Origin of the sequence: Aeromonas sp. R10-1 (assembly GCF_040908465.1) — a bacterium.
GTDB classification, from domain to species: domain Bacteria; phylum Pseudomonadota; class Gammaproteobacteria; order Enterobacterales; family Aeromonadaceae; genus Aeromonas; species Aeromonas caviae.
In genome coordinates this window covers 66,979-78,224 of record NZ_JBFODT010000005.1, presented here as the reverse complement: position 1 = coordinate 78,224, position 11,246 = coordinate 66,979, and the positions used below count along the sequence as shown (strand labels likewise).

The window sequence follows — 11,246 nt, the reverse complement described above, 5'->3', positions numbered from 1 at the left end:
ATGAAGCACACCACTTTCCGTCCCCGATTTGGTCACGGCCCCCTGTTGCTCGTCCTGGGAGGCCTGCTGGCAAGCGGTCTGGCACAGGCCGCCGATGCCCTGCCCACCATTCAGCAGGAATGGGCCCACTGCCAGTACCAGCAGACCGGAAAAGCCAAGGAGAGCTGCCTGGAGAGCCTGAGTGCCAAGGCCGATGAGGCGAGCGCCAAGGAGGCATTTCGCACCGATCTGCTGATCTGGTCCGCCATCGTCAAGAGCACCTGGGCGGGGGCCAAGGGCGGCCTCGGCGCCCTTGGCCTGGTGAAGGAGGCCAAGGCCAAGCTCGAGATCGCCATCAAGCAGGATCCCAAGGCGCTGGAAGGCTCGGCCTACACCAGCCTGGGCTCCCTCTACTACCAGGTGCCGGGCTGGCCGGTGGGCTTTGGAGACGACGAGAAGGCGGAGAAGCTGCTCAAGCAGGCGCTGGCCATCAATCCCACCGGCATCGACCCCAACTTCTTCTACGGCGACTTCCTGCTGGATCAGGGTGACAAGGCACAGGCGAAAGTCTATCTGGACAAGGCCCTGGCCGCCCCGGCGCGCCCTGGCCGCGAGGTGGCGGACGAGGGCCGCAGAATGGAAATTCGCGAGCGTCTCGCCAAGCTGTAAACACAAGCAGCACAGTGTGCTATTTCAACTCTGCCCACCAGCTTGCATACTGGTGGGCAGTGTCGTTTGAGGGAGAGAACAATGCGGATCCTGTTGGTGGAAGATGATGTGATGCTGGGAGACGGCATGGTGGATGCCCTGCGCAGCAGCGGCTACACGGTGGACTGGCTCCAGCAGGGGATGCCGGCCCTCTCGGCGCTCAAGAGCGAGGAGTTTGCCGCCCTTGTCCTGGATCTCAACCTGCCGGACATCGACGGCATCAGCCTGCTGCGCAAGTTGCGCCGGGAGGGGCAGACCCTGCCTGTGCTCATCCTGACCGCCCGTGATGCCCTGGACGACCGGGTACTGGGGCTGGATGCAGGCTCCGACGACTACATGGTCAAACCCTTCGCCCTGCAGGAGCTCAACGCCCGGCTGCGCGCCCTGGTGCGGCGCAGCAAGGGGCAGGCCCAGGCGGTGCTGGAGTACGGGGAGCTGCAGCTCTTCCCCGCGTCACAACAGGTCACCTATCGGGGCGAGCCGGTCAAGCTCACCCCCCACGAGTACAAACTGTTGCAGGAGCTCATCACCCAGAGCGGCCGGGTATTGAGCCGGGATCAACTGCAACAGAGCCTCTACGGCTGGGACGAGGGGGCAGAGAGCAACGCGGTGGAGGTGCACATTCACCACCTGCGCAAGAAATTCTTCCCCGAGCTCATCCGCAACATTCGCGGCGTCGGTTACATCGTGCCCCAGCTCGACGTCCAGGGCGCAAGAGGAGCCTCCGCCCCATGAGCCGTGTCCGTTCCATCCGCCGCTTCCTGCTCTCCGGCATCCTAGCCCTGGTCAGCCTCAGCCTCGCCATCAGCGGCCTTATCGGCTACCTGCAGGCCAACCACGAGATGGAAGAGCTGTTTGATGCCCGTCTCGCCCAGTCCGCCCGCATCACCAACCAGTTGCTCAGCCGCTATCTCAAGCAGAGCGGCGAGCTGCCGCGCAACGGCACCGTGTACCAGGAGTGGGTGCAGGCCGTCCCCGAGACGCCCCACATCGAGAAGGGCGGCTTCTTCCAGTTCGGCCAGGACAACGAGTTCACCCCCTATGGCCATGAATTCGAACACAACCTCTACTTCCAGTTGCTGAGCGAGCAGGGCGCCGTGCTGCTGCGCTCGCCCAATGCCCCGGCCCAACCGTTGACCACCCTGGAGCGGGGCTTCAACAGCGAGACCAAGGATCACCACGAGTGGCGCACCTTTACCCTCTACAACGAAGGTGAACAGACCTGGCTCATCGTGGCGGAGCGGGATGACGAACGCAGCGAGCTGGCCAGCAAGATGGCCACCCTCACCATGCTGCCCCTCTTCATCACCCTGCCCTTCCTGCTCGGTCTGCTGTGGTGGCTGATCACCCGGGGACTGTCACCGCTGCACCAGCTGGCGCAAGCCATCGGCGAGCGTCATCCCGCCAACCTGAGCCCCCTCAATCTCGCCATCAAGGCCGAGGAGCTGACGCCGCTGGTGGGGGAGATCAACCGGCTGATGCACGCCCTCGCTGACACCCTGGATCGGGAGAAACAGTTCACCAACGAGGCCGCCCACGAGCTGCGCACGCCCCTCGCGGTGCTGCGCATCCACAGCGAGAACGCCATGACGGCCGAGGATGATCAGAGCCGGGAGCAGGCCCTGCGCAAGATGCTCTTGGCCCTCGATCGCAGCGACCGGCTTATCCGCCAGTTGCTGACCCAGGCCCGCATCGACAACCAGCAGAGCCCGGCCCTCACCGCCCTTCCCTTGTCCCCCTTGTTGCAGGGCACCCTGGCGACCCTGGCCCCCATCGCCCTGAAAAAGGATCAGCAGCTGTCCCTGGAGGGCGCCGAACAGGTGCAGGTTATGGGACAGGCGATGTTGCTGGAGCTGATGTTCGGCAACCTCATCGACAATGCGCTGCGCTACACCCAGGTGGGCGGCGAGGTCGCCGTGGTGGTGAGCCAGGTGGGCAACCGGATCCGGGTGGATGTGCGGGACAACGGCCCCGGCATCCCCACCGCCGCCCTCTCCCGGTTGTGCGAGCGCTTCTTCCGGGTCAATCCCCAGCAGGGGGATGGCGTGGGCCTTGGCATGGCCATCGTTTCGCGCATCGCCCAGCTTCACGGAGCGGATCTCGACATCCACAATCGGCCTGAAGGGGGGCTCGAAGTGAGCGTGCTGCTGCCCGCCTCGCGCCAGGCATGACGGGTCAGCCTTTGCGCACGCCATGAAAAACGGGGGCCTGGCCCCCGTTTTTCATGGCTGCACCACCCTAGTCGCAGGTGGGCTGTACCGTGAAGGTCCGGCTTGAATCCACCGGTCCCAGCTCCGCCAGCAGACGGCGCCCCAGGAGCACCGGGTAGATCATCTTGCTGCGATCCCGCAGGGTGAACCACTCCTTGTAGACCTGGTCCCCGACGCAGACGGACATGGTCACCGTCGGGCGCTGCTCCATGCCGCCCGCCCCGCGCACCGTCACGCTGCGCTCCACCGGTCGCTCCACGCTCCGGCGCACCACCTTGTCGGTATTGGCATCGGTCAGCACCAGGTTGAAGCGCACCCAGGGCTTGCCATCCTTCTTGAAATGCTTCAGGTCGCGGGCATCCAGCGACGAAGTGAGGGCACCGGTATCGAGCTTCATCTTGACCGCCACCCCGTAGGGCATCAGCACCCCCTTCTCGATCCAGCCATAGCTGGTCTGGGCCGCCATCGCACTGCCGCACAGCGCCCACATCATGGCCGCCGCCACCATTCTCTTGCCCATCATGCTCTCTCGCCTTGTCAGTCTTGCGCCCAGATGTATCACAGCCAACTACCGGGTCAACCGGATTCTGGCGCGCAGGGGAGCTGGCTCTGGACGCGGTGCCAACAGGCGACAATCCATGCCGGGCACGGCGCGTGAGTGGGGAATGCAGCAGGAAAACTAGGGGAAAACAGGGTGCTGGATGACGCTGGCGGCCATCCTCAGGTTGTGACGCCAAAGGCTACCACAGCGGTGCGTGAATTATCAGTCTTGTTCTGACGGGATTTTTGCCTACACTGCTGTAAACCGGAGGGCCTGAAAACCACCGGTTTTTTTGCGCCTGCCGAAAAGTTGCCACTGCAAAGTGACCTCTCACACAAGGCTCAATAAGGAATTCGCAATGCGTATCGAAGAAGACTTGAAGCTCGGTTTCAAGGATGTCCTGTTTCGCCCCAAGCGCTCTACTCTCAAGAGCCGTTCCCAAGTCAGCCTGACCCGCCAGTTCACCTTCAAGCACACCCAGACCCGATGGCAGGGCGTGCCCGTCATCGCCGCCAACATGGATACCGTCGGCAGCTTCGCCATGGCGCGTACCCTGGCCAGCTTCGAGATGATGACGGCGGTGCACAAGCACTACAGCCTTGCGCAGTGGCAAACCTTCGTCAATGAGACCGACCCGGCCCTGCTGGGCAACGTAATGGTCTCCACCGGCACCTCGGAGGAGGACTTCACCAAGACCCGCCAGATCCTCGCGATGTCCAGCGCCCTGCGCTTCATCTGCGTGGACGTGGCCAATGGCTACTCCCAGCACTTCGTCGAGTTTTTGCGCAAGATCCGCGAGGCCTGCCCGAACCACGTCATCCTGGCGGGCAACGTGGTGACCGGCGAGATGGTGGAGGAGCTCATCCTCTCCGGCGCCGACATCGTCAAAGTGGGCATAGGCCCGGGTTCGGTCTGCACCACCCGGGTCAAGACCGGGGTCGGCTACCCGCAGCTCTCCGCCATCATCGAGTGTGCCGATGCGGCACACGGCCTGGGTGGCCAGATCGTCGGTGACGGCGGCTGCACCTGCCCGGGGGATGTGGCCAAGGCATTTGGCGGCGGCGCCGACTTCGTGATGCTGGGGGGCATGCTGGCCGCTCACGAAGAGTGCGGCGGTGAAATCGTCGAGGTCGATGGCGAGCCCTTCATGAAGTTCTACGGCATGAGCTCGGCCAGCGCCATGGACAAGCACGCCGGCGGCGTCGCCGAGTATCGCGCCTCCGAAGGCAAAACCGTGCTGCTGCCCTACCGCGGCCCGGTGGAGAACACGGTGCGCGACATCCTGGGCGGGGTGCGATCCACCTGCACCTATGTGGGGGCCAGCCAGTTGAAAGAGCTCACCAAACGCACCACCTTCATCCGGGTGCGCGAGCAGGAGAACAACGTCTACGGCAAGGAGTAACCTGCCACAGACCCCGTCACGCGCTGACGGTTAGAAGCCGACCAACCGGTGTGCTACCCTGCGCACCGGTTTTTTTGCATCTGGGATCCCGCGCCATGACAAGCCCTCTCCCCCCCTTCGACTGGGACATCTTCTGCTGCGTCGTCGACAACTTCGGTGACATCGGCGTCACCTGGCGACTCGCCCGCCAGCTCAAACAGGAAGGCGCGCTCCCGGCGCAGAAGAGTGAGGTGCAGGTGCGGCTCTGGGTGGACGATCTGGTTAGCTTCGCCCGCATCTGCCCGGCGCTCGACCCCGCACAGGACGGTCAGTGGGTCGATGGCATCTATGTCCAGCACTGGCACGAGCGCCTCCCCGCCGACATGACCCCGGCCAGGGTGGTCATCGAGGCGTTTGCCTGCGAGCTGCCCGCCCCCTTTATCGAACGCATGGCCGAGCAGACCACGCCCCCCTGCTGGATCAACCTCGAATACCTCTCGGCCGAGAGCTGGGTCGAGGATTGCCATGGCCTCGCCTCGCCCCAGCAGGTCGGCAGCCGGCGCCTCGACAAGTACTTCTTCTTCCCGGGTTTCACGCAGAAAACGGGCGGCCTCTTGTGCGAGCACGGCCTCATCGTCGAGCGCGAGCGCTGGCAACAGGATGAAGCGGGACTGGCCGCCTACTGGGCCAGCCTCGGCTTGCCACCCCAACGAGAAGACGAGCTGCGGGTCAGCCTCTTTACCTACGAGAGCGAGGCGCTCAGGAGCCTGGTCGAGGGCTGGCGCCAGAGCGTCACCCCCGTCACCCTGCTGCTGCCGCTGGGGCGCTCCCTCGACGACGTGCTCATCGGCGCAGGGCTGGCAGAGGCCATTCCCGGTGCCCGGGCCGGAGATCTGCTCCAGGCGGGCAACCTCACCATCAAGCTGCTGCCGATGACCGATCAGAGGGGTTACGATCGCCTGCTGTGGAGCTGCGATCTCAACCTGGTGCGCGGGGAGGACTCCTTCGTGCGGGCCCAATGGGCGGGGCGCCCCTTCCTCTGGCATATCTACCAGCAGGAAGAGGATGCCCACATGGTCAAGCTGGACGGTTTTCTCGACCACTACCTCTCCCCCTTGCCAGCGCCGGCCGGTCAGTGGCTGCGCCGCTTCAACCATGCCCTCAACCGGGGGGAACACACCGGTGAACTCTGGGCACAATGGCCGCAATACGCGGCCATATGGCAGCAACATGGGCGCACCTGGCCACAGAGGCTGCTGGCGGACGGGGATCTCGTCACGAGGTTGGTGAAATTTTTAGAAAGCCGTATATAATCTGGCAGTTTTTATCCGTCCGTTTCACGAACAGGAATTTTTTACATGAAAACCGCACAGGAAATCCGCGCTGGTAACGTAGTCATGATCGGCACCGAGCCGATGGTGGTCCAGAAGGCTGAATTCAACAAATCCGGCCGTAACTCCGCCGTGGTCAAGATGAAGCTGAAGGGTCTGCTGAACGGCAGCGCCACCGAGACCGTCTTCAAGGCCGACGACAAGCTGGAAGTCGTTCAGCTGGAGCGTAAAGAGTGCACCTACTCCTACTACTCCGACCCGCTGTATGTCTTCATGGACACCGAGTACAACCAGTACGACGTCGAGAAAGACAACCTGGGTGATGCCCTGAACTACCTGGTAGACGGCATGGAAGACCTCTGCGAAGTGACTTTCTACAACGAGAAAGCCATCTCCGTAGAACTGCCGACCACCATCGTGCGTGAAGTCGAGTACACCGAGCCGGCCGCCCGTGGCGACACCTCCGGTAAAGTGACCAAGCCTGCCCGCCTGAAGGGCACCTCCTACGAGCTGGCCGTTGCCGCCTTCGTGGAGATCGGTGACAAGATCGAAATCGACACCCGTACCGGTGAATTCAAGCGTCGCGTCAACTAAGTTGACCCCTTGATGTGATTGCAAAAAAAGCGAGCCAAGGCTCGCTTTTTTATTGGCTGGCACCTCACGGCCAGCCTGATGAGAAGACGTGCCCCTAGCGGCGATGGGCCAGTGCCCGCACCAGCCTGTCCCCCACCCCCTGTACCAGTTGCACCAGCAGCAGCAACATGACCACGGTCCCTGCCATCACCTTGTCGTCAAAGCGCTGGTAGCCGTAGCGGATCGCCAGATCCCCGAGCCCGCCGCCACCGACCACCCCCGCCATGGAGGAGAAGCCAATGAGCATCACCACCGTCAGGGTGAGTCCGGCCAGCAGCGCCGGCAAGGCCTCGGGCAGCAGCGCCTTGACGACCACGTGCCAGCCGCTGCCCCCCATGGCGAGCACGGCTTCGACGCGCCCCTTGTCCACCTCATCGAGGGCGCTCTCCACCACCCGGGCAAAGAAGGGGAAGGCCCCCAGGGTAATGGGAACGATGGCGGCGGTGCTGCCCAGTGAGGTGCCGACCACCAGCCGGGTCAGGGGGATCAGGGCGATCAGGAGCACCACGAAGGGGAGCGACCGCCCGATGTTGATACCGATCCCCAGCACCATGTTGAGACGGGGCAAGGGCAGCACGCCCCCGGGACGGGTCACCACCAGCAGCACCCCGGTCGGCAGCCCCAGCAACAGGGTGAACACGGCTGCCACTCCCACCATGTAGAGCGTTTCGAGCGACCCCTGATAGATCAGTTCGAGCAAGGCATCGGCACTCAGGCGACTCTGCATAAACGCACCTCCTCTGTGACTCCGTGACGCGCCATGAAACGCCGCAGGATCTCGGGATCCGGCAACAGGGCCTGCCGCACGCGGGAGTCGGGGTTGGCCAGCAGGGTGCCCAGAGCGCCGCTTTCCACCAGCTGACCCCGTTCAAGCAATGCCGCGTGATCGCAGATGGCCCTGACCACCTCCAGCTCGTGGGTGATGAGCACTATGGTGATCCCGAGGCGGCGGTTGATGTCGGCAAGCAGCGCCAGCACCGACTCCGTGGTCTCCGGATCCAGGGCACTGGTCGCCTCGTCACAGAGCAAGTGGCGCGGATTGGCGGCCAGGGCGCGGGCGATGCCCACTCGTTGCTTCTGCCCCCCCGACAACTGGGAGGGAAAGGCGCGACGCTGCTCGCCAAGCCCCACCAGTTCCAGCAGCTCGCTGACCCGGGCAACCCGCTCCCGGCGCGCCACTCCGGCGATTTCCAGCGGGACTGCCACGTTCTCCTCTACGCTGCGGGCGTGCAGCAGATTGAAGTGCTGGAAAATCATGCCGGTCCCCTGACGGTGGCGGCGCAAGGCCGCCCCCTCCAGGGCCGTGATGTCGCGGCCATCGAACAGGATGCGGCCCCGGCTTGGCCGCTCCAGCAGATTGAGGCAACGAATGAGCGTGCTCTTGCCCGCGCCGCTGCGCCCGAGAATGCCGTAGATGGCCCCATCCGGAATCTCGAGCGACACTCCCTCCAGAGCGGGTTGCCCGTGCCCCGGGTACTGCTTGCCGAGCCCCTCCAGCACGATCATGACTGCCGCCCGGCCACCGGGATCACCGACCCCTTGTAGCTCTTGCGAATGAAGTCGGCGATCGCCCTGGACTCCAGATCCCGCGCCAACTGGCGGATCCGCGGATCATCCTTGAGCGCCGGGGTGGTCACCAGGATGTTGGCGTAGGGATTGTTCTGGGCGCTCTCCAGCCCCAGGGCATCGCGAGCAGGCTCCAGCCCCGCCTCCAGGGCATAGTTACCATTGATCACCGCCAGATCCACGTCATCGAGGGAGCGCGGCAGCTGCGGCGCCTCGATCTCCAGGATCTTGAGCGCCTTGGGGTTGGTGGCGATGTCGTGCACCGTCGCCAGATCCCGCGCCGGATCTTCATGGCCGGCCTTGAGGGTGATGAGCCCCTCGTGCTGCAACAGATAGAGGGCCCGGCTCAGGTTGGTGACATTGTTGGGCAGGGCGATCACCGCCTTTTCCGGTACCTCCCTCAGGTGCTTGAACTTCTTCGAATAGATGCCAAGAGGCTCCACGTGTACGGTCGCGGCCACCACCAGCTCGGTGCCGAGCGCCTTCTCCTGATCCCGCAGGTAAGGTACGTGCTGGAAGTAGTTGGCATCCACATCACCCGCCACCAGCAGGGCATTGGCATTGATGCCGCCGCTGAGCTCGATCACCTGCAGATCCAGCGAAGGGTCCTGGCGTTTCACCTCGCCGAGGATGTCCGCATGGGGCAGTGGATCCGCGGCAACCCGCAGCGCCTGGGCTGCCTGGGCGGAGAGAGAGAGTCCGAGGGCCAATACCAGGCCGCTCAGGGAAAACAGTCCGTGCTTGTTCATCTTGTGCTCCTTGCCATGTAATCAATGGGTGGTTTCGCCGACCGCCAGCGCCCGGGGCGCCGGCAACAGATCGGCATGGTGGCGCAATGCCACATCAGGGTGAGAACGCAGCCGCCCCTTGAGGTAGTTCCAGCCCACCTCCCGCAGCAGCGGATTGTGCGGGTCGGTGGCAGGCCCCCTGGCTTCACGGGCCAGAGCCTCGGGCAGCGGATAGACGGGCACCACGGCGTCGAGCTGGGCCCCCAGGAAGAAGGCGATGGAGAGACGCTCCTGCCCCGGCGCCGACGGCACCACCCGGTGCACGGTCGCCCGCAGGTAGCCGTTGCTGGCGAGCTCCAGCAGCTCACCGATGTTGACCACGAAGGTGCCGGGGAGCGGGAGCGCGTCGATCCAGTTATCCGGCGCCACCTCCACCTGCAGGCCGGGCTGGTCATCCTGCAGCAGGAAGCTCAGGAAGCCCGAATCCTTGTGGGGACCGACCCCCTGGGTGGCGCCCCGCTCACCGGGATAGCGGATCAGCTTGATATGTTCGTTGGGACGCTCTCCGTGCAGGGCATCGAAGGCATCTGGCGACAGTGCGAGCGCCTCGGCAAAAGCCCCGAGCAGGGTACGGGACATGCGGGTCATCTGCCCACGCCAGCGCGTCAGCACGGGTTGCAGTGTCGGCAGCGCCTCCGGCCACTGATTCGGCCCCTGCAACCGCCACCAGGGCGGATCGCCCGCCGCGCGCGGCAAGGCAGGGCGCTCGGCACCGATATCAAACTGCTCTCGCCAGTCGGGTTGACCCCGGGTCAGCTCCGCCCCCGGTCGGTTGTAGCCACGAAAATGGGGAGAGTGGATCATGGCGACCTGCTGCTTGGCCGCCAGAGGCAGCGCAAAGAAGGCCCGCGATAGCTGCTGTACCTCCTGTTGCAGCTCGGGATCGATGCCGTGGCCGGTCAGGTAGAAAAATCCCGTCTCTCTCGCGGCATCGCGCAACGATGCCAGAAAATCGGCCCGGGCGTCGGGCGAGGCATCCAGCTGCCTCAGGTCGAGGATGGGCAAGTGAACCAAGGTGCTCATGGCGATAACGCTCCCTGTCGATGGAAAGTGAGGGTGAACCTCTCGTTCTGACGAGACAGGGGGGAAAATTCTCCGCCTGCGGCCAGTGGCGACATGCCCCGGCCCCTTGTCTGTCTGCCCTTACTGAACCATGTATGGGTCACGGGATGGAACAATCAAAACCGGGAATGCTTTGCCATTTGGAACAATCCCGGCCCCGTGTCCGGCCCGCCGGTCAGACCCTCTTCGCCACCGCCGATGCCGATGTGCCCCCTTGCCCTAAAGAAACCCCCGGCGAGGCCGCTATGAGGGAGTGCTGGAGGATCCCCCATGACATTTCGCCCCTATCTGCTGCTGACCCTGCTTGCTTTTGCCGCCCACGGCGCCGGGCAGGCACCGTCAGGCGCCGCCCCGGATCCAGCCCCCCTGGTTCCCCCCGACTACTGGCAGAACAGCGACTGGCAGGGAATACCCGACAGCACCAGGGTGGACAAACAACAGGTACTGTTTGCCAAGCACGACAGCGACAACTACGTGGGTCTGGTCATCCTGCTGCCCGACTGGCAGCGCAGCGGCCAGCTGTGGCAACTGACCCGGGAGCTGGGGCGCCTCGGTTTCGATACCCTGCTGCTGCTCCCCTCGCCGCAGCAGACCGAGCTCGACCCCGCCGCCGAGAAGAAACAGCAGGTCATCGACGATTTTCGCAAGCAGTTTGCCTCCCGCATCAGCAAGCTGGGGGATGCCAAGCTGCAGGAGGGGGGCTTCAAGCTGCTGCTGGCCCAGGGTACCAGCGCCGCCTGGGCCGCCAACCTCATCGCCAGCGAACAGTTGCCCGCCCCCGATGCCCTGGTGCTGCTCGACGGCTTCTTCCCCAACCAGCTGAGCAACCAGACCCTCGCCAAGCAGATAGCCCAGGGCAGCATCCCTACCCTGGATCTCTATCAGGAGGAGGGAGGACGCTGGCCCCTGCTGGCGGCCGAAGCCCGCAGAAGCGAGAGCCGCCGCAGCCACAAGCTCAACTACCGCCCCTATGCCCTGATGGATCTGGAGGAGACGCCGGGGCGCATCCAGGGCTGGCTGACCCACCTCGGCTGGATCTGACCCAAT

At 64.4% G+C, this 11,246-nt stretch carries 12 protein-coding genes; 7 read left to right on the top strand and 5 right to left on the bottom strand.

Annotated elements, in window-relative coordinates:
* The 3 genes from AB5Y93_RS01590 (at position 1) to AB5Y93_RS01580 (ending at position 2,858) form a co-directional block, all read left to right on the top strand.
* The gene (locus tag AB5Y93_RS01590; RefSeq protein WP_368175935.1) at positions 1–648 is read left to right on the top strand and encodes a tetratricopeptide repeat protein; all 648 of its coding nucleotides are present in this window, start codon (positions 1–3) and stop codon (positions 646–648) included.
* 81 nt (positions 649–729) lie between these two features.
* A complete protein-coding gene (locus tag AB5Y93_RS01585) occupies positions 730–1,422 on the top strand; it encodes a response regulator (RefSeq protein ID WP_041215642.1) in 693 nt (230 codons plus the stop codon).
* Positions 1,419–2,858: an ATP-binding protein gene (locus AB5Y93_RS01580; RefSeq protein ID WP_368228696.1), complete on the top strand. Its 1,440-nt coding sequence runs from the start codon at positions 1,419–1,421 to the stop codon at positions 2,856–2,858. Before AB5Y93_RS01585 ends, AB5Y93_RS01580 begins: the two co-directional genes overlap by 4 nt.
* A gap of 67 nt (positions 2,859–2,925) precedes the next feature.
* Here AB5Y93_RS01580 and AB5Y93_RS01575 read toward each other — a convergent pair whose 3' ends face one another.
* Positions 2,926–3,405: an ATP-dependent zinc protease gene (locus tag AB5Y93_RS01575; protein ID WP_041201491.1), complete on the bottom strand. Its 480-nt coding sequence runs from the start codon at positions 3,403–3,405 to the stop codon at positions 2,926–2,928.
* A gap of 391 nt (positions 3,406–3,796) precedes the next feature.
* Here AB5Y93_RS01575 and AB5Y93_RS01570 point away from each other — a divergent pair, with 391 nt between their 5' ends.
* The 3 genes from AB5Y93_RS01570 to efp all read left to right on the top strand — a co-directional run bounded on the left by AB5Y93_RS01570 (position 3,797) and on the right by efp (position 6,744).
* Positions 3,797–4,840 (top strand): GMP reductase, encoded by a 1,044-nt coding sequence (locus tag AB5Y93_RS01570; protein WP_368228695.1) that lies wholly within the window; start codon positions 3,797–3,799, stop codon positions 4,838–4,840.
* A 95-nt stretch (positions 4,841–4,935) separates the two neighbouring features.
* Positions 4,936–6,132, top strand: a complete 1,197-nt coding sequence (gene earP / locus AB5Y93_RS01565; protein ID WP_368228694.1) for an elongation factor P maturation arginine rhamnosyltransferase EarP — start codon at positions 4,936–4,938, stop codon at positions 6,130–6,132.
* A 45-nt stretch (positions 6,133–6,177) separates the two neighbouring features.
* On the top strand, positions 6,178–6,744 hold the full coding sequence (gene efp / locus AB5Y93_RS01560) for an elongation factor P (RefSeq protein WP_010673788.1): 567 nt from the start codon (positions 6,178–6,180) through the stop codon (positions 6,742–6,744).
* A 94-nt stretch (positions 6,745–6,838) separates the two neighbouring features.
* Here efp and AB5Y93_RS01555 read toward each other — a convergent pair whose 3' ends face one another.
* The 4 genes from AB5Y93_RS01555 to AB5Y93_RS01540 are packed head-to-tail and all read right to left on the bottom strand — an operon-like array spanning position 6,839 to position 10,160.
* Positions 6,839–7,510 (bottom strand): methionine ABC transporter permease, encoded by a 672-nt coding sequence (locus AB5Y93_RS01555; protein WP_202040263.1) that lies wholly within the window; start codon positions 7,508–7,510, stop codon positions 6,839–6,841.
* On the bottom strand, positions 7,495–8,289 hold the full coding sequence (locus AB5Y93_RS01550) for a methionine ABC transporter ATP-binding protein (RefSeq protein WP_368228693.1): 795 nt from the start codon (positions 8,287–8,289) through the stop codon (positions 7,495–7,497). The genes AB5Y93_RS01555 and AB5Y93_RS01550 overlap by 16 nt, the downstream gene beginning before the upstream one ends.
* The gene (locus AB5Y93_RS01545; RefSeq protein WP_010673785.1) at positions 8,286–9,098 is read right to left on the bottom strand and encodes a MetQ/NlpA family ABC transporter substrate-binding protein; all 813 of its coding nucleotides are present in this window, start codon (positions 9,096–9,098) and stop codon (positions 8,286–8,288) included. The genes AB5Y93_RS01550 and AB5Y93_RS01545 overlap by 4 nt, the downstream gene beginning before the upstream one ends.
* Positions 9,099–9,119: 21 nt before the next feature.
* On the bottom strand, positions 9,120–10,160 hold the full coding sequence (locus tag AB5Y93_RS01540; RefSeq protein ID WP_201968655.1) for an isopenicillin N synthase family oxygenase: 1,041 nt from the start codon (positions 10,158–10,160) through the stop codon (positions 9,120–9,122).
* A gap of 309 nt (positions 10,161–10,469) precedes the next feature.
* Here AB5Y93_RS01540 and AB5Y93_RS01535 point away from each other — a divergent pair, with 309 nt between their 5' ends.
* Positions 10,470–11,240 (top strand): DUF3530 family protein, encoded by a 771-nt coding sequence (locus AB5Y93_RS01535; RefSeq protein WP_048207118.1) that lies wholly within the window; start codon positions 10,470–10,472, stop codon positions 11,238–11,240.
* The last annotated feature ends 6 nt before the right edge of the window (positions 11,241–11,246 follow it).